Raw genomic sequence first — 24438 nt, forward strand, 5'->3', positions numbered from 1 at the left:
ATCAGAGGCCCCGGAGCAGGTCCGGGGCGGGTCGGCGCCTCCCCGTCCGGCCGCCCCGTGCCGGGCAGGACACGGGGCGGCCCTCCGCACCCTCCGCGCGTCGCGCGGCGGGTGTTCCTAGAACAGGGCGAGCTGCGCGCCCGGGGCGGGCGGCACCTCGAAGAGGTCGCAGCGCAAGGAAGGCAGGCGCTGGGCCAGGCCCTCGGCCTCGCAGGCGCGGCGGAAGCGCTGCTGGAGGAGGTCGGCGTGGGCCCCCGTCCCGCGCATGCGCCGCCCGAAGCCCGCGTCGTAGAGCTTGCCGTCGTGGAACTGGCGGATGCGGTTCAGCACCTTGCGCGCCTCGCCCGGCACGTGGGCGCGCAGCCACTCCTCGAACAGCGGCGCCACCTCGCGCGGCAGGCGCAGCGGGATCATGCTGGCCGCCTTGGCACCCGCGTCCGAGGCCGCGCGCACGATGCGCTCGACCTCGTGGTCGGTGAGGCCGGGGATGACGGGCGAGATCATCACGCGCACGTCGACGCCCCGCTCGGCCAGCCGTTCGATCGCGGCGAGGCGGCGGGACGGCGCGGGCACGCGCGGCTCCAGCCGGCGGGCGAGCGCGTCGTCGAGCGTGGTGACCGATAGCCCGACGCGCGCCAGCTCGGGGCCCATCTCGCCCAGCACGTCGGCGTCGCGCTCGACCATCACGCCCTTTGTGGTGATGGCGACGGGGTGGCGGAAGTCGCGCAGCACCTCGAGCAGCCCGCGGGTGATGCGGCGGTCCCGCTCCACCGGCTGGTAGGGGTCGGTGTTGGCGCCCAGGGCGATCAGCTTCGGCACGTAGCCCTTGCGCGACAGCTCGGCGCGCAGGGCCGCGGCGGCGTTCGGCTTGGCGGTGATGCGGGTCTCGAAGTCGAGGCCCGGCGAGAGGCCGAGGAAGGCGTGGGAGGGCCGGGCGTAGCAGTAGACGCAGCCGTGCTCGCAGCCCCGGTAGGGGTTGATCGACTGCTCGAAGCCGAGGTCGGGCGAGCGGTTCGTGCTGACGATCCGGCGCACCGCCTCGTCGCGCACCTCGGTGGGCACGCGGGCGGGCGGGGGCGCGTCGGACTCGATCTCGTAGGGCTCGAAGCGGCCGGCGCGATTCGACGCCGCGCCGCGCGCCTGCACCGGCGCCGACGTCTCGAAGCTGCGGACGGCCTGTCCCATGATCTGCTCCCCTTGCGGGTCTCGCCCCGTGGAGAACATAAATAGAACATTAGCGATTCGTGCGCAAGCGCCCCGGCAATTCGTCGCGCGAAAGGGGGCCGGAGTCGTTTTCCGTCCTGACGTTCCCCGGAGGGCACGTCACAAGCGCGGAAACGACGGAGGGACTCCCATGGCCGACGACGAGGACATCGTCCTGAGCGAACTCGACGACGAGGAGCTCGTCGCGCAGATGTTCGACGACCTCTACGACGGCCTGAAAGAGGAGATCGAGGAGGGCACCAACATCCTCCTCGGCCGCGGTTGGGAGCCTTACCGCGTGCTGACCGAGGCGCTGGTGGGCGGCATGAAGATCGTGGGCGACGACTTCCGCGACGGGATCCTGTTCGTGCCCGAGGTGCTGCTGGCGGCCAACGCCATGAAGGGCGGCATGGCGATCCTGAAGCCCCTGCTCGCCGAGACCGGCGCGCCGCGCATGGGCAAGATGGTGATCGGCACCGTGAAGGGCGACATCCACGACATCGGCAAGAACCTCGTGGGCATGATGATGGAGGGCGCCGGCTTCGAGGTGGTGGACCTCGGCATCAACAACGCGGTCGAGAAGTACCTCGATGCGCTGGAGAGCGAGGGGGCCGACATCCTGGGCATGTCGGCGCTGCTGACGACGACCATGCCCTACATGAAGGTCGTGATCGACACGCTGGTCGAGCGGGGCATCCGCGACGACTACATCGTGCTCGTGGGCGGCGCGCCGCTGAACGAGGAGTTCGGCAAGGCGATCGGCGCCGACGCCTACTGCCGGGACGCCGCCGTGGCGGTGGAGACCGCCAAGGAGTGGATGGCGCGCAAGCACAACCGGATGGCGGCGCAGGGGTGAGGCGATAGGACCGGGGGCTTTGCCCGTCCGCAGGCGGATCGGTCCACTGGACCGATCCGCCTGCGGACCCCCCAAGGTATTTTCGGCAAAGTGAGGAGTAGAGGTCGCGCCGAGGTCCGGCGCCGTTCCTCCCCTGCCCTTTTCCTCCGACGGCGCGCGCTAAGTTACGGCGAGCAAACAGCTTCCGGAGTGACCCCCATGATCCGTACCACCCTCGCCCTCCTCGTTCTCGCCTCGCCCGCCTTCGCGGACGCCCATGTCGGCCCGCGCGTCACGGGCGACATCCAGAACGCCGCCGGCGAGATCATCGGCTCGGTCTCGGTGTTCGAGACCGCCTCGGGCATCGTGCGCGTGAACGTGCAGGCCACCGAGGTCGAGCCCGGCGCCCACGGCGTGCACCTGCACGAGGTCGGCGAGTGCACCGGCGACTTCAGCTCCGCGGGCGGCCACATCGCCGGCGACGCCAACCACGGCCTGGTCGAGGGCGGCCCCCACCCGGGCGACCTGCCCAACGCCTTCGTGACCGAGGAGGGCGTCCTGCAGATGGAGGCCTTCAACAGCCGCATCTCCGTGGAGGAGCACCTCGAGGACGCCGACGGCGCGGCGCTCATCATCCACGCTGGCGCCGACGACTACGAGTCGCAGCCCGGCGGCGAGTCGGGCGACCGCGTGGCCTGCGCGGTGCTCAACAACCAGCCGATGTGACCCCGGCGGGGTGCGGGCTCAGATCCGCACCCCGTGCCGGCCCGCGAGGTCGGTGAAGAATTGCCAGGCCACGCGGCCCGACCGGGCGCCGCGCGTGGCCTGCCACTCGATCGCCTCGGCGCGCAGGGCGGCGTCGTCGACGTCCAGCCCGTGGGCCGCGCAGTAGCCGCGGATCATGGCGAGGTAGCCGTCCTGGTCGCAGGCGTGGAAGCCCAGCCAGAGGCCGAAGCGGTCCGACAGCGAGACCTTCTCCTCGACCGCCTCGGCCGGGTTGATCGCCGAGCCGCGCTCGTTCTCGATCATGTCGCGCGGCATCAGGTGGCGCCGGTTCGAGGTGGCGTAGAAGACCACGTTCGCAGGGCGCCCCGTCGCGCCGCCGTCCAGCACCGCCTTGAGCGACTTGTAGGCCGCATCGTCGTGGCTGAAGCTCAGGTCGTCGCAGTAGAGCACGAAGCGGTGCGGGGCGCCGCGCAGAAGCGCGAGCAGGCGGCCCACGGTGCCGATGTCCTCGCGCTGCAGCTCCACCAGCTTGAGGCCCGTCGCCTCCAGCTCCGCATGGACGGCCTTCACGAGGCTCGACTTGCCCATGCCCCGCGCGCCCCACAGGAGCGCGTTGTTGGCGGGCAGGCCCTCGGCGAAGCGGCGGGTGTTGGCGAGCAGCGTGTCGCGCTGGCGGTCGATGCCGACGAGGAGGCCGAGGGGCACGCGGCTGACCTCGGGGACCGGGTGCAGCGCGTCGGGATGGGCGTCCCAGACGAAGGCCGAGGCGGCGTCCCAGTCGGGCGCCGCGGCCGGGCCGGGGGCGAGGCGTTCGAGGGCGGCGGCGATGCGCTCCAGCGGGTCGCCGCTCAAAGGGTCTCGTCCTCGTCCAGCACGCCCTCGGCGCGCAGGCGCGCGGTGCGGCGGTGCTCCACGATGCGCACGAGCTGGATCGACAGCTCGTAGAGGCCGTAGACCACCACGAAGAGGATCACCTGCGTGATGACGTCGGGCGGCGTGACCAGCGCGGCGAGCACCAGGATCGCGACCACCGCGTACTTGCGCACGTTGCCCAGACCTTCCGCCGAGACGAGGCCGGCGAGGCCCATCAGCGTCAGGAGCACGGGAAGCTGGAAGCACAGGCCGAAGGCCATGATGAACTTGAGCGACAGGTCGAGGCTCTCGCGCACGGAGCCGAGGAAGATGGTGCGGATCTCGTCGTCCGCGACCACGGCCACGGTGTCCGGCTCCACGCCCGACAGGATGTTCACGAGCGCGGGGATGGCGTCCGAGAAGCCGATGAAGAAGTTCATCGCCAGCGGCGTGACCACGTAGTGCGCGAAGGCCGCGCCCAGGAGGAACAGCGCCGGGGAGGCGAGGATGAAGGGCAGGAAGGCGCGCTGCTCGTTGCGGTAGAGGCCGGGCGCGATGAAGCGCCAGAGCTGGTGGGCGATGACGGGGAACGATAGGCCGAGGCCGAAGATCACCGAGATCCGGATCAGGACGAAGAACTTCTCCTGCGGGGCGGTGAAGATGAGCTGGGGGTTCTCGCCGCGGGCGCGCAGCACCTCGGCGATGGGCTCGGCCAGGAAGTTCAGGATCGGCTCGGCCACGGTGAAGCAGAGCACCATCGCCACGATGAAGGCGATCACGGAGCGGATCAGCCGGGTGCGCAGCTCGGCGAGGTGCTCGATCAGGGGCGCGGCGCTCGACTCGATGTAGCGCTCGTCGTCGTCGGCGCTCATGCCTTGGGCGCCTCGTGCTCGGGCTTGGGCTCGGCGGCGGCCACGGGGTCGGCGGGCGCGGGCGCCTCGGGGTCGGGGCGCAGGCCCGGCTCCTCGGACAGCTCGGCCGCCTGGGCGGCGCGGCGGGCCTCGGCACGCGCGGCGGTGGCCTCGGAGATCTTGCGCTTGGCCTCGGCCCGCTCCTCGCTCAGGGCGCGGGTGGCGGGACCGGTGGACTCGTCGGGCGACCAGGCCTTCAGGTCGCCCGCCGCCTCGCGCACGGCGTCGATGCCGAACTTCTTGGGGTTGGCGATCTTGTGGAGGTCCTTGGTGACGTCGCCGACGCCGCTGTCGCGGGCGGCGTCGTTCATGGCGGTCTGGAACTCGCGCGCCATGCGCCGCGCCTTGCCCGTGAACTCGCCGAGGCGGCGGAACATCACGGGCAGGTCCTTGGGACCCACCACGATCAGCGCCACCACGCCGATCACGAGCAGCTCGCTCCAGCCGAGGTCGAACACCTCAGACCTTTTCCCGGTCCGCCTCGGGGGTCACGTCGCGCGCGGCGGTGCCGTCGGCGCGGGCGTCCGCGTCGTGGGGCACGGAGCGCGGCGTCTCCGCCTCGTCCTCGGAGCCGTCCTTCACGCCGCGCTTGAACGCGGTGATGCCCTTGCCGACCTCGCCCATGAGCGACGAGATCTTGCCGCGCCCGAACAGCACGAGCACGACCACGGCGATGAGAAGCAGGCCCGGCAGGCCGATGTTGTTCAGCATGTCTCTCTCCCTCGGCGGCCCCGCGCGGGGCCCGACCGGCTACTTACGCCCTCGAAGGGTGGGACGGAAGTGGCGCGCGATCATTTCGCCGTGCCCACCCCCCCCGTCCCCGCTCGGTCAGCGCAGCATCTTGGTGGGGTCCACCGCGTCGAGGCCCTTGCGCAGCTCGAAGTGGAGGAACGACGGCGAGCCCCCGCCGACGGAGGCGATGCGCTGGCCCTGGCGCACCGAGTCGCCCTTGGCGACGCGGATCTCGGCGATGTTGGCGTAGACCGTGAGGAAGCCGCCCGCGTGGCGCAGGATCAGGATCGGCACCTGGTCGGTGTCGCGGGTGATCGCGGCCACGGTGCCTTCGGCCGCCGCCCGCACGGGGGCGCCGCGCGGGGCCAGGAAGTCGAGGCCCCCGCTGCGCGCCGAGAACGGCTCGCGCGGCTGGCCCTGCACGGGCGGGCGCAGCCGCAGGCCGCCCGCGGTGGGGGCCTCCGAGACGGGAGCCGCGGCGGGCGCGGCGGCGGCCACGCCTGCGGAGACCTCGGTGCGGCTGTCGTTGAGGTTGGGGCTGGCGGGCAGCGGCTCGGCCTCGACCACCTCGGGCAGCGCGGTGGCGGCCGAGGGCGGCGGGGCGAGGTCGATGGCGACGGCCGGCTCGGCCACCACCTCGGCGCCGTTCTCGCCGATCACCAGCGGGATCAGCAGGATCTGCTCCTCGCGCACGGCGAGGTCGGCGCCGAGGCCGTTCCACTCGGCCAGGGCGGAGGGCGTCACGCCGTAGAGGCGGGCGATCGAGAAGGCGGTCTCGCCGCGGGCCACGCGGTGGCGCACGGGCTCCGCCCCACCCTGCACCGCGACGGGGCGGGTGCGCGCGGCGGCGGGCGTGGCGGCAGTGCCCGCGCGCTCGATCGCGGCGCCGGCGACGCTGGCGATGTCGGGGCGCGCCGCGGCGGCGCCGGGTGCGGCGGCGGTGCCGGTGGCGACCACGCGGGCCGGCAGGGCGAGCACGGCGCCCGCGTTCAGGGCGGCGTCGGGGGCGAGGCCGTTGAAGCGCGCCACCTCGCCGGCGGCGAGGCCGATGCGCGCGGCGACGTCGGCCACGGTGTCGCCGCGCCGGGCCACGGCGACCTGGTAGTTGGGATAGGTGATGAGCCCGCGCGCGTCGGGCTCGGGCCGCTCGGCCGGGGCCTGGCGCGCCGCGCCCGAGGTGTCGAGCCCGCCGGGGGCGTTGCCGCGCACGTCCACGTCGAAGGTGCCGGGGTTGAAGCCCTCGCATCCCGCGAGCGCGAACGCCGCCACCATCGCCGCGAGCGGCGCCGTCTTCGCTTTGGCCATGCGGCCCTCCTGCCCTCTTCGGGTGCCAGGCCCTTCAGTCCTGTTCCACCCCTTCGACCAGCGGCACGAAGCGCACCGGCATCAGTTCCTCGTAGTCCTGCCCGTGGGGCGTGCGCGAGACCTTGATCAGGGTCTGCACGCTGTCCGACACGCCCACGGGCAGCACCATGCTACCCCCCTCGCGCAGTTGGCTCAACAAGGGGCCGGGCGGGTCCTCGGCAGCTGCGGCCACGAGGACGCGGTCGAAGGGCGCCTGCTCGGGCAGACCGCGCGTACCGTCGCCCGCGATCACGGTGACGTTGGTGATGCCGAGGCGCTCGAGGTTGGCGCGCGCCGTGCGGGCGAGGCCGGGGTGCCGCTCCAGGGTGTAGACCCTTCGCGCGAGCCGCGAGAGGATCGCGGCGGCGAAGCCGGTGCCGGTGCCGACCTCCAGCACCTTGTGGCGCGGGCCGATGCCGAGGCTCTGGATCATCAGCCCCACCAGCGAGGGCTGCGAGGTGGTCTGGCCCGAGGCGATCGGCAGGGGCACGTCGTCGTAGGCGCGCTCCGCGAAGGTGTCGGAGACGAACTCGCGGCGGTCGACGCCCTCGAACACCTCGAGCACGCGCGCGTCCGTGACGCCCCGCGAGCGCAGGGCGTAGATCACGCGCATCGTGTCCTCGGGCGTCACGCAGGCGCATCCAGCACGCCGCGCAGGGCGCCGAGGGCATCATGGTCGGTGAGGTCGGCGCGCATCGGGGTCACCGAGATCCAGCCGTCGACGTTGGCCTCGACGTCCGTGCCCGCCCCCGTGCGCTCGGCCTGCGCGGAGCCGGCGATCCAGAGGTAGCGGCGGCCCGAGGGTGCGGTCTGGGGGTGGACGCCCATGCGCCCGTCGCCGCGGTAGCCCTGCGAGGCGGCCTGCGCGCCGCGCGTCGAGGCCGCGTCCACGGGCGGGAAGTTGACGTTGTAGAACAGCTTGTAGCCCTCGCCGCCCCAGGGCGCGTGGTCGACGAGGCGGCGCACGAGGGCGGCGCCGTGGGCCGCGGCGCTCTCGAACGGGTCGTCGAGGTCGCGGTTGCCGGGGCCGTAGAACTGCGACAGCGCGATGGCCGGCACGCCCTGCAGCGCGGCCTCCATCGCCCCGCCGATGGTGCCCGAGTAGAGCGTGTTCTCGCCCGCGTTGTTGCCCCGGTTCACGCCCGACAGCACGAGGTCCACGGGGCCCTCGACGATCGCGCCGAGGCCGGCCAGCACGCAGTCGGCCGGCGAGCCCTCGACGGCGACGCGGCGCTCACCGATCACCGAGAGCATCGAGGGCTTCACGTAGTTGATGCAGTGGCCGACGCCGGACTGCTCGAAGGCCGGCGCCACGGTCCAGACCTCGCCGCCCTCGCCCGCGACGGTGCGAGCGATCCGGTCGAGCACGGCCAGCCCGGGGGCGCCGATGCCGTCGTCGTTGGTGATGAGGATGCGCATGGCCGCGGTGCTATCGGCGCCTCAGGGGCGCGTCCAGCCGGGGGGCCGCTTTTCGAGGAACGCCTGTATCCCTTCCGCCGTGTCGGGATCCTGGAGGTTCGCGACGATGGCGTCGCGGGCGAGCGCGTAGGCCTCCGCCACGGGGCGCTCGGCCTGGGCGTGGAAGGCGCCCTTTCCGATGCGCACTGCTGCCGGAAGTTTGGAGGCGACCTGCTCGGCCAGTGCGCGGGTCTCCGCCTCCAGCGCGTCCGCGGACACGACGTGGTTCACGAGGCCCGCCGCCTCGGCCTCGCCGGCATCCATGAAGCGGCCCGTGGCGAGCAGCTCGAAGGCGCGCTTCCGGCCGAGGTTGCGGGTGAGCGCCACCATGGGCGTCGAGCAGAACAGCCCGAGGTCCACGCCGTTCACGCCGAAGCGCGCCGCCTCGGAGGCGACCGCCATGTCGCAGGTGGCCACGAGCTGGCAGCCGGCGGCGGTGGCCATGCCGTGGACTTGCGCGATCACGGGCTGCGGCGCCTCGCGAATGGCGCGCATCACCCCGGCGCAGCGGTCGAACAGGGCCTCGTGGGCCGCCCTGCCCCCGTCCTCGGCCTGCCGCATGGCCTGTAGCTCGCGCAGGTCGTGTCCGGCGCAGAAGGCGCGGCCGCGGGCGGCCAGCACGACGACGCGGGCGTCCGAGGCGGCGGCCTCGGCGAGGGCCCCGCCCAGCGCCTCGAGCATCGGCGTGCCGAGGGCGTTCAGGCGGTCCGGGTCGTCCAGGGTGATGGTGGTGACCGCGCCCTCGGACGCGACGTCGACAAGCTGGGGCATTGCGCGGCTCCTTCCCTCGGCTACGGTGCGGCGCGGCGGGGAGGGACGCAACGATGAAAGACGCGCGGGCGGACGGAATGGACGAGGCGGCGCTGGAGGGCTTCCTGCACGAGCACTTCCCGCAGGTGGCCGGGGAGTTCGCCGTGGACCGCGTCACCGGAGACGGCGTCATGGTGCGCCTGCGGGTCGGGGACCGGCACCTGCGCCCCGGCGGCACCGTGTCGGGGCCGTCGATGTTCGCGCTTGCGGACGTGGGCGCCTACCTGGCGATCCTGTCGCGGATCGGACCTGTGGCCCTGGCGGTCACCACCAACTGCTCGATCGACTTCATGCGAAAGCCCGCCCCGGGAGCGGACCTCCTGTGCGAGACGCGCATCCTGAAGCTCGGGCGCGCGCTCGCCGTCACGGACTGCCTCCTCCATTCCGAGGGCACGGAGGCGCCGGTGGCGCGGGCGTCGCTGACCTACTCGATCCCGCCGCGCCCCTGAGGGGTCACTCGACCCGGCAGCGCACCGAGCCGATGGCCTCGGCCTCGACGGTGTTGAAGACGGCCATGCCGTCGCCCGAGCTGACGGTGGAATTCGCCAGCGGCATCGGCTCGCCGTCGTCGCCCTCCAGGGGGTCGGGCGCGTAGGCGAGGCAGTAGAGCGTCACGTCCTCCTCGCCGCCCTCGATGGCGCACTGGGCGCCGCCCGGGGCGTCCGAGCAGTCGAGCGGCATCTCGAGCATCTCGGGCGCGTGGGCGTCGGCGAAGGCGGGCGCGAAGAACGGGGCGGTGATGAAGGCAACGAAGGCGAGGAAGGCGAGGACGCGTTGCATGGCGGTGGCTCTCGGAGGATGTGGTGGGTGTGTGCGCGGGGAAAACGCGGGCTGCCGCCGCGCGGTTTCCCCCCGGGAGAGCGCGACCGCGAAATAAAGTTGGGGTATTTTGATACCTTCTACGGAACCCGTTGTTTTCGCTGCGATGTTCCGAACGGGCCGCGCTTGACACTGCGCTGCGGGCCTCTACAAGCCGCCCATCCGCGGCCGGGCGCACCGGCCATTCGCAATCGAGAGGGCGAGGCATGAAGACCTTCACCATGACCCCCGACGCGATCGACAAGAAGTGGATCCTGATCGACGCCGAGGGCATCGTTCTGGGTCGCCTCGCGTCGATCGTCGCCACCCGGCTCCGGGGCAAGCACAAGGCCACGTTCACGCCGTCCATGGACATGGGCGACAACGTGATCGTGATCAACGCCGACAAGGTGCAGCTGACCGGCAAGCACCGCGACCGGCCCGTCTACTGGCACACCGGCCACCCCGGCGGCATAAAGATGCGCACCGTGGGCCAGATCCTCGAGGGCAAGCACCCCGAGCGCGTGGTCACCCAGGCCGTGAAGCGCATGCTGCCCGGCAACAAGCTCGCCCGCCAGCAGATGACCAACCTGCGCGTCTACGCCGGCGCCGAGCACCCGCACGATGCCCAGGACCCCGAGGTTCTCGACGTCGCCGCGATGAACCCGAAGAACACCCGGAGCTGACCATGGCCGAACAGATCAATTCGCTCGAGGACCTCCAGGCCGCCGTCGGCACCGCCGGCGAGGGCGAGGGCATCACGCTCGAGGAGACCTCGCGCGAGCCCGTGCGCGACGACCTCGGCCGCTCCTACGCCACCGGCAAGCGCAAGGACGCGGTCGCCCGCGTCTGGATCCGCCCCGGCAACGGCAAGGTCACCGTCAACGGCAAGCCCATCGACGACTACTTCGCCCGCCCCGTGCTGCAGATGATCCTCAAGCAGCCGTTCCAGATCACCGACCGCGAGGGGCAGTTCGACGTGACCGCCACCGTCAAGGGCGGCGGCCTCTCGGGCCAGGCCGGCGCGGTGAAGCACGGCGTCTCGAAGGCCCTGCAGCTCTACGAGCCCGGCCTGCGCGCGGCGCTCAAGGCCGCCGGCTTCCTGACCCGCGACAGCCGCGTGGTGGAGCGCAAGAAGTACGGCAAGGCCAAGGCCCGCAAGAGCTTCCAGTTCTCGAAGCGCTGACGTCCCGGCCCCACGCAGAGGAAGGCCCGCCCCCCGTGGCGGGCCTTTCGCGTTACACGCGTCCGCGGGCTGGAACGCAGAAACCCCGCTGCGTAGCATCCGGGGCGGGCCGTCCAGCCAGAGGGGGGAGAAGCGCATGAAGGCCGGGGACGTCATCGAGACCATCGCGGAAGCCCTGCGCGGACAACCCGCCGTTCGCGCCCTCTTCCTGAGCGGCAGCCACGGAAACGGGCGGGCCGACGCCTGGAGCGACATCGACTTCATTCTGGTGTCGCCCGATGGCCCGTCGGACGCGGTCGCCGCGCTGTGGCACGAGGCCGTCGCCCGGACCGGCGAGATCGTGTTGTGGCGCGACCGCACGGTGCGCCCCGCCCTCGTCAACGCGATCACCGCGGACTGGACGCGCACCGACGCGGTGATCCTCACGCCGGAGCAGGTGCGCAGCCATCCCCGTTCCGGTCTCGTGCCACTCCTCGACCGCGATGACATCCACGACAGCCTCCCGGGGGACACGCCCGCGCCGGGGGTCCCCCCGGCGCGCCTGCGCTACCAGTTCGAGGAGTTCCTCCGCGTGCTCGGCCTGCTCCATCTCGCCATGAGCCGGCAGGAGTACCTTAACGGCGTCACGGGGGTGTTCCACCTGCGCACACTTCTGATCGACCTGCTGATCGAGGAGAACGGGGCGCCCGACCGCGGCGGGGCGCTGCATCTCGGCCGGCTGCTCACGGCAGAGCAGACGGCCCTCGTGGCCGCGCTGCCCGTGCCCGCTGCGGAGCGCGAGGCGATCGTTGCGGCGAACCTCGCCTTCGCCCGCGCCTATCTACCCCGCGCCCGCCGCCTCGCCGCCGCGCGGGGGGTGGCGTGGCCGGAGCGGCTCGAGGCGGCGACGTGGGCGGTGCTGGAGCGTTCGCCGGGGATCGCGCGCCCCTACGAGCCGGAGCGCTGACGCCGCAGCGGCGTGCGTGGGGCGCGGCGAGCCGCCCACCCCGCGACGCGTCATTGCATATCGGCACGCCCTGTCCGACCTATCCCCCATGTACGCGCCCTTCTCCCGCCTCGCCCTGTTCCTCGTCCTGTGCGCCGGATTCGGGGTGCTGTTCTACGGCGGCTGGATCGCCTGGCGGGGCACCACCTTCTACGACTTCGACCCCGTGCTGATGGGCACCGGCGGCGGGCTGGCGCTGGGAGGCCTGCTGGTCATCGCCCTCACCGTGGGCGCCTTCGCGCAGGTGGCCACCGCGCGCGACACCGCGGCGATGCGCCGGGCGCTGGAGGCGCGCGGGGCGGAGGCGCCGCGCGGCCCCGCGTCCGCCGGCCCGGCGGCGCCCGGCGCGCCCGCGGCCAAGGGCCGCCGCCAGCCGGTGCTGCGCGCGCGCGAGGAGTAGCGCGGGGGGCCTTGCCCTCCGCCGCCGCAGGCGGTCTTCTCCCCGCCGGAGCACTCGGGGAGGCGCGCTTTGCAGACGGACACCGCCCGCGGGCTCTCGCTGATCTCCGTGCCCTTCCTCTACGCGGTGCTCTTGCTCGCCGGGCCGCTGCTGACGATCCTGGTCTTCAGCTTCTGGAGCCAGGACTACCTGACGGTCGACCGCACGCCCACGCTGGAGAACTACCGCGCGGCCCTCGGCGAGCCGATCTACCGCACGCTCCTCCTGCGCTCGCTCGGCATCGCGGGCGCGGTCACGCTGATCACCGTCGTGCTGGCCTTTCCGGTCGCCTACTACGTCAGCTTCCGGGTGCACCCGTCGAAGAAGCCGCTCTGGCTGTTCCTGATCACGATCCCGTTCTGGACCAGCTACCTGCTGCGGATCTTCCTGTGGAAGGTCATGCTGGGCTACAACGGCGTCATCAACTCGGCGCTGGAGGGGCTGGGCCTCATCGACGAGCCGCTGCGCTTCATCCTCTACAACGCCAACGCCGTGGTCATCACCCTCTCCCACGCGTTCGCGCCCTTCGCGATCCTGCCGATCTTCGTGGCCCTCGAGCGGATCGACCGCTCGCTGCTGGAGGCCGCGCGCGACCTCGGCGAGAACGCGATCACGACCTTCCTGCGCGTCACCCTGCCCCTCGCAGCACCAGGCGTGGTGGCCGCGCTCCTGATCGTGTTCATCCCCACCGTGGGCGACTACATCACGCCCGCGCAAGTCGGGGGTCCGGGGGGCAAGATGATCGCCAACTTCATCTACGAGCTCTTCTTCTCGCTCAACGACCGGCCCATGGGCTCGGCGCTCGCGGTGGTGGCGATGGCGGCCGTGACCGTGGTGGCGCTGGCGGTCCTCTGGCTCGGCCGCCGCCTCGGGGGGGCGCGCTAGATGCTGCGGGCCTACGCGCTGCTGTTCCTCGCGTTCCTCTACGCGCCGATCCTGCTGCTGCCGGTGTTCGCGTTCAACGACGGCACCGTGATCGCCTTTCCGTTGGGCGGGTTCACCACCGAGTGGTTCGCGCGCCTCGGGACCAAGGCCGAGCTGCAGTCGGCGCTGGGCAACTCTCTGATCGTGGCGGCCTGCGCTTCCGCCGGCTCGGTGATCCTCGGGCTGATGGCGGCGCGCGCGGGCGTGCGCTACCGCTTTCCGGGGCGCGCGGGCATGCTGGGGCTGATCGTGCTGCCGATCGTTCTGCCCGAGATCATCGTGGCGGTCGCGCTGCTGATCGTCGCCGTGCAGGTGCTCGACATCGCGCTGGCGCTGTGGCTGCTGATCGCCGCGCACGTGCTGATCTGCACGCCCTTCGCGGTGGCCATCCTGAACGCCTCGTTCCACGCGCTGGATCCGGCCATCGAGGAAGCCGCCATCGACCTGGGCGAGACGCGCGCCTCGACCTTCCTGCGGATCACGCTGCCCCTCGTGATGCCCGGCATCGTGGCCGCCGCCCTGATCTCGTTCACGATCTCGCTCGACGAGTTCATCATCGCCTTCTTCCTCACCGGCTCCGAGACCACCCTGCCCGTCTACATCTGGTCGCTGCTGCGCTTCCCCAAGGAGCTGCCCGTGATCATGGCGCTGGGCACGCTTCTGGTGATCGCCTCGGTGGCGATCCTGAGCCTCGCCGAATGGAACCGCCGCCGGGGCCTGCGCCGGGCGGGCGCCGAAGACCACGGAGGGTTCCTGTGAGCCTCATCTCGCTGCGCGGCATCGACAAGCACTACGGCGACTACCACGCGCTGCGGAACGTCGATCTCGACATCGCGGAGGGCGAGTTCTTCTCGCTGCTCGGCCCCTCGGGCTGCGGCAAGACCACGCTGCTGCGGGTGATCGCGGGGTTCGAGGACCTCACCGAGGGGACCGTCGCCATCGGCGGCGCCGACATGGCGCGGGTGCCCGCCAACCGGCGGCCCACCAACATGGTGTTCCAGAGCTACGCGATCTTCCCGCACCTCACCGTCGCGCGGAACGTGGCGTTCGGGCTGCGCAAGCGCGACGGCTCGAAGGAGGAGAAGCGCCGGCAGGTGGAGGAGGCGCTGGAGATGGTGGGGCTGGGCGGCTACGGCGCCCGCTCGGCCACGGCGCTCTCGGGCGGGCAGAAGCAGCGCGTGGCGCTGGCGCGCGCGCTGGTGCTGCACCCGAAGGTGCTGCTGCTGGACGAGCCGCTGTCGGCGCTCGACCGCAAGATGCGCGAGCAGATGCAGGAGGAGCTGATCCGCCTCCAGCGACAGGTCGGCATCACCTTCGTGCTGGTCACCCACGACCAGGAGGAGGCGCTGGTCATGTCGGACCGCATCGCCGTCATGTTCGACGGGCGCATCGCGCAGGTGGCCGAGGCCGAGGCGCTCTACCGCCGGCCCGTCTCGCAGCGGGTGGCGGAGTTCATCGGCACCATGAACTTCCTCGATGCCCGCGTGACGGGCGACCGGGTCGAGGCGGCGGGCCTCGGCGCGATGGCGCGCTGGGAGATCGGCGCCGAGGCCGCCGCCTCGAATGGGACGGCGGTGGGCTTCCGGCCCGAGGCGGTCACGCTGCTGTTCGGCGGGCAGGACGCGGGGGGACACGAGGCGCGGGGCACGATCCGCGAGGTCGTCTACTACGGCGACATGACCTACTACGACGTGGCCCTGAACGGGGCCGAGCGCCCCGTGCGGGTCTCGATGCGCAACGTCCACGGCCGCGAGGTGCTGGAGATCGGCGCTCCCGCCCGGCTCGCGTGGTCGCCGGGGGCGATGGTGCTGTTCGACTGAAGGCGCCCCGTCCCGGCCTCGCGCCGGGGCCTGTGGGTGGGGTTGGTGCTTCGCCGGGAATGTTCGTGCCGGCGGCTGCCGGAGGCCCCGGCGCAGGGCCGGGGCGTGTCAGCGCACCGATGCCAGCGTCGCCCCCTCGGCCAGCGCGCCGAGCTTGGCGTAGGCGATCTCCGGGTCCACCGCGCCGAAGCCCGCGAAGGTCCCGAAGCCGCAGTCCGACGAGGCGACCACCCGCTCCGCGCCGACGATGTCGCGGAACCGGCCCAGCCGCTCGGCCACCACCTCGGGGTGCTCCACGAAGTTCGTCGTCGTGTCCACGACGCCGGGCACCAGAACCTTGTCGTCCGGGATCTCGGCGCGGCGCTCGTGCCAGACGCGCCACTCGTGGGCGTGGCGGGGGTTCGACGTCTCGAACAGGAGGTGCGAGGCCCGGACCTTCAGGAAGGTGGCGAAGACGGTGTCCATGGGCACGTCGCAGACGTGCGGGCCCTCGTAGTTGCCCCAGCAGATGTGGACGCGCACGCGGGCGGGGTCGATGCCCGCGAGCGCGCCGTTCAGCGCCTCGACGTGGCTCTCGGCGATGCGGACGAACTCCGCGTCCGTGAGGTCCGCGAAGAGCATGTGCCGCGACAGGGCCAGGTCGGGGCAGTCGAGCTGGAGCATGAGGCCGGCGTCCACGATGGTGCGGTATTCCTCGGCCATGGCATCGGCCAAGGCGGCGAGATAGGCCTCGCGCGAGGGGTAGTGCGCGTTCTGCAGGAACAGCGAGATCAAGCCCGGCGAGGCGGCGTTCATGAACCCGTCGCGCGCGCCGTGGGCGGCCATCGCCGCCTTGAGGTTGCCGATGTCCTTCAGCAGCTCGTCCTGCCCCTTGGAGCGCACCTCGCCCGTGCACATCGGCCGGGCGTATTGCGGCGTGCCGCCCTCGTCGGCGAGGCGCTTGAGGAAGCTCGGGAAGCGCTTGAGGTCGGCGGGGGCGTTGCGGGGGCTGTCTCCCGAGAAGCCGGTGTAGCGGTCCTTCACGTAGGTGGCGTAGCTAATCTTTGAGGTCTCGCCGTCCGAGACCACGTCCACGCCCGCCTCGACCTGCCGGCGCACGGTCTCGGCGCAGGCGTCGCGCATGACGGCGTCGAACGCGGTGGGGTCAAAGGCCTCGCCCCGCTCGCGGGCGAAGATCATGTCCACGACCGCCTGCGTGCGCGGCAGGCTTCCGACGTGGGTGACGCGGATCGGCATGGCAGCTCCCCCCTTGGCTCGCCCAAGGGGTGGCACGCGCGCCCCTGCGCGGGCAAGCCGCTAGAGCCCCCGCGCGAAGGCCTCCTCGCGGATCAGCCGGTCCGAGACGGCCAAGAGTACCAGCCCCGGCAGCGCGGCCACGAGGGCGATGCCGGCCGCCGAGGCGTCGAGCGTGCCGCCCGAGATCTTCGAGAACAGGAGCGTGGGCAGTGTCACGACGCGGCCCTGCCCGAGCAGGAAGGTCAACAGGAACACGTTGGTGGAGACCAGGAACGCGAACAGCGCGCCGGCCAAGACGCCGGGCATCAGCATCGGCAGGGTCACGTGCCACAGGATGCGGACGGGGGACGCGCCGAGCAGGGCCGCGGCCTCCTCGTGCTCGGGGCCGAGGCCCTGCCATACGGCCGTCAGCATCCGCGTCATGTAGGGGATGCAGGGAATCAGGTGCACGAGCACGATGCCCGCGTATGTGCCCGCGAGCCCCAGCCGGATCGCGATCATCAGGAGGGCGAGCGCCACGGCGGCCTCGGGCACCACGAGCGGCAGCGAGACCGCGAACTCCAGCGCGCCCTTGCCGCGGAACCGCCCCCGCCCCAGCACCCGGGCCGCCGGAAGGCAGATGGCGAGGCACAGCAGCGTCACGGCCAGCCCGATGCCCACGGTGTTGAGCGTGGCCTCCCAGACGCGGGAGGCCGGGGACAGCACGTAGTCCCAGCCCGGCGGAGCGAAGCGGCTGGGGGGTGCCTCCCAGGTCCAGGTCGGGACCAGCGCCGGCCAGGCCCAGCGGAACGCGAGGCTCTGGACCACGAGGGGCAGGAACGGGCCGACGGCGAAGCCCGCGACGAGCAGGAGGTAGATGCGGGCGCGCAGGCTCACTAGCGGCGGCCGATGCGGCGCTCGAAGGCGCGGTATGCGAGGAGGATCGCGGCGAGCAGTGCGCCCGACAGCGCGATCAGCACCACTGCGGCGGCCATGCCCTCGACCTGCCGTGCATAGTCGGCGTCGTTGAAGAGGCGCCAGGCGAGCACGGGCAGCGTGTCGGGATAGCCCCCGCCGAGGATGAACGGCGCCTCGAAGGCGCCGAGGTTGAAGGCCAGCGCGATGGTGCCCGCGCCCACCAGCCCCGGCACGATCTGCGGCAGGGTCACGAGGCGAAAGGTCTGGGCCGGGGACGCCCCGAGGAGCTGCGCGGCCTCCACCGTGTCGCGGCCAACGCCCAGGAGCACGGCATGGACCGAGAGGGCCACGAAGGGCAGCTGCTTCCAGACGTAGACGGCGACAATGCCCCAGCCCGCGTGGGTGCGCAGGAGGGCCGGGAACGCGCCTGGGTCGTCGATAAGGCCGGCGGCGGCGGCGAGGCGCGACAGCACGCCCCCCTGCCCCATCATCAGCACGGCCAGCGCGATCCCCACGCCGTAGGGCACCATGAGGGGCAGCTTGTAGGCGTAGCCGAACAGGCGCCGGCCGGGGAAGCGGCGCAGCAGCAGGACGGCGAGCGCGGTGCCGAGCACGAGGCTGATCGCGGTGGCGAAGAGCGCGTACCAGAGGGTGAGCCCGAGCGAGGCCCAGAAGCCGGGGCGCGCCGCCAGGGCGGCGTAGGCGCCCGCGTCGGGAAAGCGGTTCACGCCGAACCACGGCGCGAAGCCGAGGGATTGCAGGACGGCGAGCACCAGCGCCCCGCCGAACAGCCCCCCCAGCACGAGCGCGATCGGGGCCAGCGCGAGCGCGGTGCGCCAGCCCGCTCGCGTCATTCGGCGCCGCGCGCCTCGACCGCGCGGGCCACGATCTCCTCGAGCGACGCGTCCGAGCCCTGCTCGATCCGCTCCAGCCAGACGGCCTCGATCACGTCCACGAGCGAAGCGTTGGTATCGGGGGCCGCGTTGGCGTCCAGCTCCTCCTGCGTGATGCCCACCAGGCCGGGCGAGGCCTCGGCCAGCCGGGCGTTCGCGGCATCATCGAGCATCGAGCCGTCGATGCCCGCCGGGTAGCCCACGTCGCGCAGCTTGGTGGCCTGCGCCTTAAGCGACGTCATCCAGTCCGCCAGCACGAGGGCGGCGGCGGGGTTGGGCGCGTTGGCGGGGATGGCGAGGAAGCTCTTGTTGCGGATCATCGCGCCTTCCGGGAACACGAAGTGCTCGGCCTCGGCGGGCCAGATGCCGGTCGCCGAGTCGGTGGCCGCGGCGAAGATGCCGAACTTGCACGCCACGTCGATCTCGCCGTTCAGGAACATGCCGTCGAGGGCCGCGGCATCCTCGGGGTAGCGCCCCGCGCTTGCCAGCAGCGGCTCGATCCCGGCCAGGTAGTCCATCGCGGGCGCCATGAGGCGGGCGAGCTCGGCGGGCTCGAACTCGGACACGTCGCGCTGGTAGGGCTCGGCGCCGGTGCCGTCGGGGTTCATGGCGTAGAGGGCGGCCTGCACGAAGGTGTTGCCGACGTAATGGGGCGGCTTCACGTAAGTGAACTTGCCGGGGTTGGCCTCCAGGTAGGCGCGCAAGGCGTCGAAGTCGCGGGGCGGCTCGCCGTCCATGCGGGCCGCATTGCGGGCGCAGACGTACTGCTCGGCGGACCACGGGACCTCGGCGCCGCCGGTCTCCACGCCGAAGTCGCGCAGGTTGGCGCCCGAGGCGGGATCGGCGGGGTCGAAGGCGACGTTGGCCGCAGCCTCGGGGAGCAGGGGCGCGAAGCCGCCGAACAGGGCGTCCTGGCGCTTCAGGGTCGCGAAGTTCTCGCCGTTGAGCCAGATCGCATCGACCGAACCTTGGCCCAGGTCCTTGCCCGACGCCTTCTCGGCGAGCACGAGGTCGACCGCCTCCTTGGTGCCGGTGATCCGCACGGGGCGCAGGGTGACGCCGCGCTCGGCCAGAGCGGGCACGACGACCGAGTCCATCCAGCCGTTCAAGAGGTCGCTGCCGCCCCAGTGGTAGAAGGCGACCTCGCCCTCCGCGCGCGCCCGCGCCTCGACGTCCGCCCATGCGACGTCGCCTGCGAGGAAGGCCTCGCGGAAGCCCTCCGGGTCGGCGTGGGCGTCGGCGAAGGCGGGCGCGGTCAGAAGCGCCAGCGCGGCGGTGGTTCGGATCATTAGTCTCTCCCTGCGCGGCCGCCCCCCTTCCCGGGAAAGCACCAGACCGCCTCGGGGTCGATACGTAGGCGAACCGCCGTGCCCGGGTCCAGAAGCCGGCGCGCGGGCTCGGTCACCGTCACGTGACCGCCGCCCACGGCCACGCGGTAGCGGGCCGCGGCGCCGGTGAAGTCGCGCGCCTCGATGCGGCCCGCGAGACCGGCGTCCCCGATGTCGATGACCTCTGCGCGCAGCATGACGGTGGAGCCATGCGCGCCGGGGGCCACGGGCACCGCGCCGATGGGGGTGTGGGCGACGCCCGCCTCGATGCGGGCGGGCAGGACGTTGTCGGCGCCCATGAAGGCGGCGATCTTCGGTGTGGCCGGGCGGCGGTAGATCGCCTCGGGCGTGCCCTCCTGCGCGATGCGCCCGTCGAGCACGACGGCCACGCGGTCCGCCATCTCCAGCGCCTCGGACTGGTCGTGGGTCACGAACACGGTGGTGATGCCGAGCCGACGCTGGAGCGCGCGGATGAAGCGGCGCATCTCGGCGCGCAGGCCGGTGTCGAGGTTGGCGAGCGGCTCGTCGAGCATCAGCACCGCCGGCTCGGTCACGAGCGTGCGCGCGAGGGCCACGCGCTGGCGCTGGCCGCCCGAGAGCTGCGAGGGGAAGCGGTGGGCCTCCGCACCGAGGCGCACGGTCTCCAGCATCGCCGCCACGCGGGCCGTGCGCTCCGGTTCGGGCACGCCGTGCATCCGCAGCCCGAAGGCGACGTTGCGGGCGACGGTCATGTGCGGGAACAGCGCGTAGCCCTGGAACACCAGCCCGGCGCCCCTGTGTTGCGGGGCCAGCCCGGTGACGTCCTGCCCGTCGAAGCGGATGCGCCCCGCTGCCACGGGCTCCAGTCCGGCGATGCTGCGCAGGAGCGTGGTCTTGCCGCAGCCCGACGGGCCAAGAAGGGCCACTAGGGCGCCCGAGGGGATGCGCAGGTCCACGCCCTCGACGGCGGGCGCGCCGTCGTAGCGGACGGCGACGTCCTCGAGCCGGATCTCGGTCAGCGGATCAGCCGCGCATCGACGGGCCGGCGGGGTCGTCCGTGGCGACCACGTGGTAGAGCGCGGCCTCGCCCTCCATCGACGGCACCGCGGCATGCTCCAGCCCGGCAGGGACCGAGCAGGTGTCGCCCGGCGCCATCACGCATTCGCCCCCCGTCCACGTCACCCGCCAGTGCCCGCGTGCGGGCATCAGCACCGAGGGGCGGTCGTGGGCGTGGGTGCGCTCGGTGGCAGAGGCGCGGGTGATCATGTCGACCTCGAAGCCGGGGCGGTCGCGGATGATGCCCCGCTCGCCGATCACCTTCACCGGCTTGGGGTTCGCCAGCGCCACCATGTCATCGTAGCGGCGCACGCCCCAGCCGACGACCTCGGCGGGCGACAGCTCGGGGTAGTCGGCAAGCTCGGCCTCGGTGAGCTTGGGCATCGGCCCCACGCCCTCGGGCAGCGACTGACCGCGCTTCGAGTCATAGAGCTTGCCGTTCTCGCCCAGCACCAGCCCGTGCGCGGCGGCGTCTTCGATCACCTGCGGCGCCCAGATCACGCCGCCGCCGGCGTCGTCGCCGCCGAGGATCGCCATGATCATCCCGTAGTCGGTGCCCACGTTCTCGAAGCCGCGGAAGATGCCGGTGGGGATGTCGATGATGTCGCCGGGGTTCAGGACCACCTCGCCCGCGTCGCCCCGGCGCCCCCAGAAGAAGCGCCAGCGGCCCGACAGCACCCAGAACACCTCGGCGGTGCGGTGGGAGTGGAGCGAGTTGCGGCAGCGCGGCGGCTGGCCTGCGGCGCCGATGTTGAAGCCGTGGGGTTCGATGATGTGGACGTGCTGGTCAGGGGATTCCGAGACGCCGCCGCCGATGATGGTGAAGTTCTCCTTGGCATCGGACCCGGGCGTGTGGGCGTCGATGAACGCCGTCTTGCACGGCACCAGCTCGCCATAGCGCACGAGGCGCACCCCTTCCATCGCGGCTCCGTCGAAGCTCATGGCACACCCTCCCCGGCCTGTGGGCACAGGCCTACGAGACGCGGCGGGGCCGGTCCAGTGGCGGCGTCAGCCCGCCTGCGCCAGCACCCGGCGCCGCACCGCCGCCTCGCCCGCGTCGAGCAGCCGGGGGGCCGGCAGCTTCGCCGCGTTCCAGGAGTCGCCGCCCAGCTCCAGGATCGCGTTGCGCATCATCAGGAGGCCCACGGTGTAGACCCGCGCGATGCCGCCCGGCTGCGAGGGCTCCGAGGTGTAGAGCCAGTTGCGGTGGTTCTCGAGCTTCTCGTCGCGGTGGCTGGTCACGTACTCCATCGCCTCGGCGATGTCCGACAGGGGCCGGTCCACGCCCTCCTGCGGGCCGCCCACGGCGTGGTCCGCCACGAGGGCCAGCCCTTCGAGGATCACGGCCTCGCCCACGGTCCACCGGCTGACGTAGCGCCAGCGCAGGGCGTGGTGCAGCTCGTGCACGGTGGTGCGGAGCAGCTCGGACTCCAGCTCCTCGGAGGAGAGCTGCGAGCGCTCGATGCCGATGTGGATGTTGTTCGGCCCCATGGTGAAGGCGGCGATCGGGAACTGGTCGCGCCCGAAGTCCGTGGGATGCACGATGAGATCGACGTCCGACAGGTCGGACACGGCGCCCACGTGATCCACGGCCGCGTTTACGGTCCGCCGGATCAGGGGCAGACGACGGCGAAAGAAGCCACCAGCGTCCAGGATTTGAACTCGTATGGTCATCGCGGCTCCGCTCGCACAGGCTCGGACCGTCGTGTCCGGGCGGTGGGGTGACGTGGTGCGCGGCCTCTCGCGATTGCGGCCCGACGCACGCCCGTCGAAGGGGCATATAGAAAGCGTCGGCGCCAGAGAAACATGTCGGATGACATTCTTCACGCTTATTACCATGCCGGGCCCGGGCAGTCCATGCGCCGGGCCGTGCCAGTGCGGCGATCGACGCCGTGCGCGTGCGGCCGGGGTCGCCGGATTTCTCATTCGCTCCTAAACAGTTGTGGTCCCGGAGGTGTTCCGGATCGGGCCGCCGCCCTGGTCGGAGCCGCCGCTGCGACGTCGCGCCACTTCGAACCGCGACAGGTTGACGCATACGCCCCCCAAGGGCCGGCGGACACGACGTCACGTCGTTCGACAGTGCCGGCGTTCAGCCGGACGATACTTGCGATGCACACTCGATCCGTCTTGGATCACGGGTCCGCGCGACCCCGGTGCCATCCCTCTGGCACCCGCGCGCTTTCCCGCACCACCAGCGGGCCCTCGACCTCCACCCGGACGGGCGGCCGCGCGGGCGCGGCCATGTGGGCCAGCAGCTCGCGGACGGTGGCCTCGACCATGCGGCGCGAGGACTGGCGCACGGTGGTGAGCGCGTAGGCCGGCCATGCGGCCACCGAGACGTCGTCGTAGCCCACCACGCTCACGTCCCCGGGCACCCGGAGGCAGAGGTCGTGCCGCAGGCAGTCCAAGACCGCGAAGGCCATGTGGTCGTTGGCCGCGAAGATCGCGTCGGGGGGACAGGCCGCGCCCATCATCGCGCGCGTGGCCTCGGCGGCGGCGGCGCGGTCGTAGTCGCCCGGCGCGCAGTGGTGGAGCCGGGCGCCCCGTGCCTCCAGCCCCGCGCGGAACCCCTCGAGCCGGTCGCGCCCGGTGCTGGAGCCGTGCCACCCGGCGACGTGGCCGAAGCACCGGTGCCCGCCCGCGACGAGGAACTCGGCCACCAGCGCGCCCCCCTCGCGGTTGGCGGAGGTGACGGCGGTGGCCCCGCCCCCCTCGATGCCGCGGTTGAACAGCACGAGCGGCAGGCCGGCCGCCTCGCAACGGCGCACCAGCTCGCCCGAGATGTTCGCGGAAGCGGCGATCAGCCCGTCCACCTGGTAGTCGATCAGCTCGCCCACGATGCGGTCGAGGTCGGGCATGGACCGGCCGGTGGTGAAGATCAGGAGGTGGTAGCCCTCGGACTGCAGGGCGGCGGACAGCTTGTCGATGGCGTCCGCGTAGAACGGGTTGTCGAGGTAGCCGACCACCAGCCCCACGATGCGCGAGCGCCCGGTGATCAGCGATCGGGCGAGCACGTTGGGGCGGTAGCCCAACCGCTCCGCCGCCTCGCGCACGCGGCCCGCCATGGCGGGGCTGGCGCTGGCGCCGTCGGTGAAGACGCGGCTCACGGCGGATTGCGAGACCCCCGCCTCGCGGGCCACGTCGGCCGCTGTCACGCGGCGCCTCATCCGGCGGTCCAGCCGCCGTCGATCACCAGCGCCGTGCCGGTGACCATGGCGGAGGCGTCCGAGGCCAAGAACAGGACGGCGCCCATCACGTCCTCGACCTCGCCCACGCGCGGCAGCTTGATCTTCGACTCGATCCACGCACGCCGCTCGGGGTCGGCGAAGGTGGCGGCGGTCAGGGGCGTGCGGATGAATGTGGGGCAGACGGTGTTCACGCGGATGTCGCGCGGCCCCCACTCGATGGCCATGGCCTTGGTCATGCCCTCCACGCCGTGCTTCGTGGCGCAGTAGACGGCCCGGTCCACGCCGCCCACGTGGCCCATCTGGCTGGAGATCTGGATGACGGAGCCGCCCCGCTCCATGCCCCGCGCCACCCTCTGCGCGAGGAAGTAGGCCGCCCGCAGGTTGACCGACGTGACCGCGTCGAAGTCCTCGGGCGCGGTCTCCAGCGCGGGGGCGTGGCGGGCGATGCCGGCGGCGTTGCACAGGACGTCGAAGGGGGGCCGATCGGCGAGGAAGCGGTCCAATGCTGCGAGGTCGGTGACGTCTAGCGCGATGCCTTCGGCCTCCAGCCCTTCCGCGCACATCTGGTCCACCGCATCGGACACCTGTTCGGCGGAGCGCGCCGCGATCGTGACCGCCGCGCCCGCCCCGGCCAGCGCCACGGCGCAGCCCAGCCCGATCCCGCGCGAGCCGCCGGGCACGAAGGCGCGGCGCCCGTCCAGGCGCATCGACGGGGTGCGGGGCAGCGGCATGGGGATGGCTCCGGCAAGGCCCGGCGATGCAAGCACCCGAGGCGGCGGGGATCAAGGCTCGTGAACCCCGCGCCGTGCGGCGCGTTGCCCCCGATGCAGCGAGCGGA

The 24438-nt window shown here is 72.4% G+C and carries 29 protein-coding genes; 10 read left to right on the forward strand and 19 right to left on the reverse strand.

The annotated features are described in order from the left end of the window. Window positions 1-117: 117 nt before the first annotated feature. On the reverse strand, window positions 118-1185 hold the full coding sequence (locus tag K3554_RS13175; RefSeq protein WP_259940992.1) for a PA0069 family radical SAM protein: 1068 nt from the start codon (window positions 1183-1185) through the stop codon (window positions 118-120). Window positions 1186-1354: 169 nt separating this feature from the next. Here K3554_RS13175 and K3554_RS13180 point away from each other — a divergent pair, with 169 nt between their 5' ends. Together K3554_RS13180 and K3554_RS13185 are read left to right on the forward strand one after the other, a co-directional pair. Beyond that, window positions 1355-2059: a B12-binding domain-containing protein gene (locus K3554_RS13180; RefSeq protein ID WP_259940994.1), complete on the forward strand. Its 705-nt coding sequence runs from the start codon at window positions 1355-1357 to the stop codon at window positions 2057-2059. A gap of 198 nt (window positions 2060-2257) precedes the next feature. After that, complete coding sequence (locus K3554_RS13185; RefSeq protein WP_259940996.1) at window positions 2258-2764, forward strand: superoxide dismutase family protein; 507 nt, start codon at window positions 2258-2260, stop codon at window positions 2762-2764. An 18-nt stretch (window positions 2765-2782) separates the two neighbouring features. Here the strand turns inward: K3554_RS13185 and K3554_RS13190 are convergent, their stop codons facing one another. From K3554_RS13190 to K3554_RS13225, 8 genes are all read right to left on the reverse strand, one after another. Next, window positions 2783-3616, reverse strand: a complete 834-nt coding sequence (locus tag K3554_RS13190; protein ID WP_259940997.1) for an ATP-binding protein — start codon at window positions 3614-3616, stop codon at window positions 2783-2785. Continuing rightward, window positions 3613-4488, reverse strand: coding sequence for a twin-arginine translocase subunit TatC (tatC, locus tag K3554_RS13195; protein ID WP_259940998.1), 876 nt, complete (start codon window positions 4486-4488; stop codon window positions 3613-3615). The genes K3554_RS13190 and tatC overlap by 4 nt, the downstream gene beginning before the upstream one ends. Further along, window positions 4485-4985, reverse strand: coding sequence for a Sec-independent protein translocase protein TatB (tatB, locus tag K3554_RS13200; RefSeq protein ID WP_259941000.1), 501 nt, complete (start codon window positions 4983-4985; stop codon window positions 4485-4487). The genes tatC and tatB overlap by 4 nt, the downstream gene beginning before the upstream one ends. A 1-nt stretch (window position 4986) precedes the next feature. Next, window positions 4987-5238, reverse strand: a complete 252-nt coding sequence (locus K3554_RS13205) for a twin-arginine translocase TatA/TatE family subunit (RefSeq protein ID WP_259941001.1) — start codon at window positions 5236-5238, stop codon at window positions 4987-4989. A 117-nt stretch (window positions 5239-5355) separates the two neighbouring features. After that, window positions 5356-6564 (reverse strand): peptidoglycan DD-metalloendopeptidase family protein, encoded by a 1209-nt coding sequence (locus K3554_RS13210; RefSeq protein ID WP_259941002.1) that lies wholly within the window; start codon window positions 6562-6564, stop codon window positions 5356-5358. Window positions 6565-6598: 34 nt separating this feature from the next. After that, window positions 6599-7216: a protein-L-isoaspartate(D-aspartate) O-methyltransferase gene (locus tag K3554_RS13215; RefSeq protein ID WP_259945955.1), complete on the reverse strand. Its 618-nt coding sequence runs from the start codon at window positions 7214-7216 to the stop codon at window positions 6599-6601. A 14-nt stretch (window positions 7217-7230) separates the two neighbouring features. After that, entirely contained in the window at window positions 7231-8022 is a 792-nt protein-coding gene (gene surE / locus K3554_RS13220; protein ID WP_259941004.1) for a 5'/3'-nucleotidase SurE, read from the reverse strand. A 21-nt stretch (window positions 8023-8043) separates the two neighbouring features. Further along, entirely contained in the window at window positions 8044-8832 is a 789-nt protein-coding gene (locus tag K3554_RS13225; RefSeq protein WP_259941005.1) for an enoyl-CoA hydratase, read from the reverse strand. A gap of 53 nt (window positions 8833-8885) precedes the next feature. Here K3554_RS13225 and K3554_RS13230 point away from each other — a divergent pair, with 53 nt between their 5' ends. Then, complete coding sequence (locus K3554_RS13230) at window positions 8886-9320, forward strand: PaaI family thioesterase (RefSeq protein WP_409197318.1); 435 nt, start codon at window positions 8886-8888, stop codon at window positions 9318-9320. 4 nt (window positions 9321-9324) lie between these two features. Here K3554_RS13230 and K3554_RS13235 read toward each other — a convergent pair whose 3' ends face one another. After that, on the reverse strand, window positions 9325-9651 hold the full coding sequence (locus K3554_RS13235) for a hypothetical protein (protein ID WP_259941006.1): 327 nt from the start codon (window positions 9649-9651) through the stop codon (window positions 9325-9327). Between the two features lie 245 nt (window positions 9652-9896). Here K3554_RS13235 and rplM point away from each other — a divergent pair, with 245 nt between their 5' ends. The 7 genes from rplM to K3554_RS13270 all read left to right on the forward strand — a co-directional run bounded on the left by rplM (window position 9897) and on the right by K3554_RS13270 (window position 15023). Continuing rightward, window positions 9897-10355, forward strand: a complete 459-nt coding sequence (rplM, locus tag K3554_RS13240) for a 50S ribosomal protein L13 (protein WP_259941007.1) — start codon at window positions 9897-9899, stop codon at window positions 10353-10355. A gap of 2 nt (window positions 10356-10357) precedes the next feature. Beyond that, a complete protein-coding gene (gene rpsI, locus K3554_RS13245; protein WP_259941008.1) occupies window positions 10358-10855 on the forward strand; it encodes a 30S ribosomal protein S9 in 498 nt (165 codons plus the stop codon). A 136-nt stretch (window positions 10856-10991) separates the two neighbouring features. Then, window positions 10992-11801: a nucleotidyltransferase domain-containing protein gene (locus K3554_RS13250; RefSeq protein ID WP_259941009.1), complete on the forward strand. Its 810-nt coding sequence runs from the start codon at window positions 10992-10994 to the stop codon at window positions 11799-11801. 88 nt (window positions 11802-11889) lie between these two features. Next, window positions 11890-12240 (forward strand): hypothetical protein, encoded by a 351-nt coding sequence (locus tag K3554_RS13255; RefSeq protein WP_259941010.1) that lies wholly within the window; start codon window positions 11890-11892, stop codon window positions 12238-12240. A 69-nt stretch (window positions 12241-12309) separates the two neighbouring features. Continuing rightward, complete coding sequence (locus K3554_RS13260) at window positions 12310-13164, forward strand: ABC transporter permease (protein ID WP_259941011.1); 855 nt, start codon at window positions 12310-12312, stop codon at window positions 13162-13164. Then, complete coding sequence (locus K3554_RS13265) at window positions 13165-13962, forward strand: ABC transporter permease (RefSeq protein ID WP_259941013.1); 798 nt, start codon at window positions 13165-13167, stop codon at window positions 13960-13962. Further along, window positions 13902-15023 (forward strand): ABC transporter ATP-binding protein, encoded by a 1122-nt coding sequence (locus K3554_RS13270; protein ID WP_259941015.1) that lies wholly within the window; start codon window positions 13902-13904, stop codon window positions 15021-15023. Before K3554_RS13265 ends, K3554_RS13270 begins: the two co-directional genes overlap by 61 nt. 108 nt (window positions 15024-15131) lie before the next feature. Here the strand turns inward: K3554_RS13270 and K3554_RS13275 are convergent, their stop codons facing one another. From K3554_RS13275 to K3554_RS13315, 9 genes are all read right to left on the reverse strand, one after another. Next, window positions 15132-16259: a cobalamin-independent methionine synthase II family protein gene (locus K3554_RS13275; RefSeq protein ID WP_259941017.1), complete on the reverse strand. Its 1128-nt coding sequence runs from the start codon at window positions 16257-16259 to the stop codon at window positions 15132-15134. Between the two features lie 60 nt (window positions 16260-16319). Further along, the gene (locus tag K3554_RS13280) at window positions 16320-17135 is read right to left on the reverse strand and encodes an ABC transporter permease (protein ID WP_259941020.1); all 816 of its coding nucleotides are present in this window, start codon (window positions 17133-17135) and stop codon (window positions 16320-16322) included. After that, complete coding sequence (locus K3554_RS13285) at window positions 17135-18010, reverse strand: ABC transporter permease (protein ID WP_259941022.1); 876 nt, start codon at window positions 18008-18010, stop codon at window positions 17135-17137. The genes K3554_RS13280 and K3554_RS13285 overlap by 1 nt, the downstream gene beginning before the upstream one ends. Next, window positions 18007-19338, reverse strand: coding sequence for an ABC transporter substrate-binding protein (locus K3554_RS13290; RefSeq protein ID WP_259941023.1), 1332 nt, complete (start codon window positions 19336-19338; stop codon window positions 18007-18009). The genes K3554_RS13285 and K3554_RS13290 overlap by 4 nt, the downstream gene beginning before the upstream one ends. Further along, entirely contained in the window at window positions 19338-20312 is a 975-nt protein-coding gene (locus tag K3554_RS13295) for an ABC transporter ATP-binding protein (protein WP_259941025.1), read from the reverse strand. The genes K3554_RS13290 and K3554_RS13295 overlap by 1 nt, the downstream gene beginning before the upstream one ends. 67 nt (window positions 20313-20379) lie before the next feature. After that, on the reverse strand, window positions 20380-21354 hold the full coding sequence (locus tag K3554_RS13300; protein WP_259941026.1) for a cupin domain-containing protein: 975 nt from the start codon (window positions 21352-21354) through the stop codon (window positions 20380-20382). A 66-nt stretch (window positions 21355-21420) separates the two neighbouring features. Next, a complete protein-coding gene (locus K3554_RS13305) occupies window positions 21421-22002 on the reverse strand; it encodes a DUF2268 domain-containing putative Zn-dependent protease (RefSeq protein ID WP_259941028.1) in 582 nt (193 codons plus the stop codon). Window positions 22003-22544: 542 nt separating this feature from the next. Further along, window positions 22545-23567, reverse strand: coding sequence for a LacI family DNA-binding transcriptional regulator (locus K3554_RS13310; protein ID WP_311200336.1), 1023 nt, complete (start codon window positions 23565-23567; stop codon window positions 22545-22547). Window positions 23568-23575: 8 nt separating this feature from the next. Next, window positions 23576-24331, reverse strand: a complete 756-nt coding sequence (locus tag K3554_RS13315) for an SDR family NAD(P)-dependent oxidoreductase (RefSeq protein WP_259941033.1) — start codon at window positions 24329-24331, stop codon at window positions 23576-23578. Window positions 24332-24438: the final 107 nt, after the last annotated feature.

It is taken from the genome of Jannaschia sp. W003, from assembly GCF_025144335.1.
Taxonomy (GTDB): domain Bacteria; phylum Pseudomonadota; class Alphaproteobacteria; order Rhodobacterales; family Rhodobacteraceae; genus Jannaschia.

Bases quoted from the DNA above. Each gene is read 5' to 3' on its own strand.
- K3554_RS13175 (WP_259940992.1), bottom strand. From the start codon at position 1,185: ATGGGACAGGCCGTCCGCAGCTTCGAGACGTCGGCGCCGGTGCAGGCG.
- K3554_RS13180 (WP_259940994.1), top strand. From the start codon at position 1,355: ATGGCCGACGACGAGGACATCGTCCTGAGCGAACTCGACGACGAGGAG.
- K3554_RS13185 (WP_259940996.1), top strand. From the start codon at position 2,258: ATGATCCGTACCACCCTCGCCCTCCTCGTTCTCGCCTCGCCCGCCTTC.
- tatC (WP_259940998.1), bottom strand. From the start codon at position 4,488: ATGAGCGCCGACGACGACGAGCGCTACATCGAGTCGAGCGCCGCGCCC.
- K3554_RS13205 (WP_259941001.1), bottom strand. From the start codon at position 5,238: ATGCTGAACAACATCGGCCTGCCGGGCCTGCTTCTCATCGCCGTGGTC.
- K3554_RS13210 (WP_259941002.1), bottom strand. From the start codon at position 6,564: ATGGCCAAAGCGAAGACGGCGCCGCTCGCGGCGATGGTGGCGGCGTTC.
- K3554_RS13215 (WP_259945955.1), bottom strand. From the start codon at position 7,216: ATGCGCGTGATCTACGCCCTGCGCTCGCGGGGCGTCACGGACGCGCGC.
- surE (WP_259941004.1), bottom strand. From the start codon at position 8,022: ATGCGCATCCTCATCACCAACGACGACGGCATCGGCGCCCCCGGGCTG.
- K3554_RS13225 (WP_259941005.1), bottom strand. From the start codon at position 8,832: ATGCCCCAGCTTGTCGACGTCGCGTCCGAGGGCGCGGTCACCACCATC.
- K3554_RS13230 (WP_409197318.1), top strand. From the start codon at position 8,886: ATGAAAGACGCGCGGGCGGACGGAATGGACGAGGCGGCGCTGGAGGGC.
- K3554_RS13235 (WP_259941006.1), bottom strand. From the start codon at position 9,651: ATGCAACGCGTCCTCGCCTTCCTCGCCTTCGTTGCCTTCATCACCGCC.
- rplM (WP_259941007.1), top strand. From the start codon at position 9,897: ATGAAGACCTTCACCATGACCCCCGACGCGATCGACAAGAAGTGGATC.
- rpsI (WP_259941008.1), top strand. From the start codon at position 10,358: ATGGCCGAACAGATCAATTCGCTCGAGGACCTCCAGGCCGCCGTCGGC.
- K3554_RS13250 (WP_259941009.1), top strand. From the start codon at position 10,992: ATGAAGGCCGGGGACGTCATCGAGACCATCGCGGAAGCCCTGCGCGGA.
- K3554_RS13255 (WP_259941010.1), top strand. From the start codon at position 11,890: ATGTACGCGCCCTTCTCCCGCCTCGCCCTGTTCCTCGTCCTGTGCGCC.
- K3554_RS13265 (WP_259941013.1), top strand. From the start codon at position 13,165: ATGCTGCGGGCCTACGCGCTGCTGTTCCTCGCGTTCCTCTACGCGCCG.
- K3554_RS13270 (WP_259941015.1), top strand. From the start codon at position 13,902: ATGGAACCGCCGCCGGGGCCTGCGCCGGGCGGGCGCCGAAGACCACGG.
- K3554_RS13275 (WP_259941017.1), bottom strand. From the start codon at position 16,259: ATGCCGATCCGCGTCACCCACGTCGGAAGCCTGCCGCGCACGCAGGCG.
- K3554_RS13285 (WP_259941022.1), bottom strand. From the start codon at position 18,010: ATGACGCGAGCGGGCTGGCGCACCGCGCTCGCGCTGGCCCCGATCGCG.
- K3554_RS13290 (WP_259941023.1), bottom strand. From the start codon at position 19,338: ATGATCCGAACCACCGCCGCGCTGGCGCTTCTGACCGCGCCCGCCTTC.
- K3554_RS13300 (WP_259941026.1), bottom strand. From the start codon at position 21,354: ATGAGCTTCGACGGAGCCGCGATGGAAGGGGTGCGCCTCGTGCGCTAT.
- K3554_RS13315 (WP_259941033.1), bottom strand. From the start codon at position 24,331: ATGCCGCTGCCCCGCACCCCGTCGATGCGCCTGGACGGGCGCCGCGCC.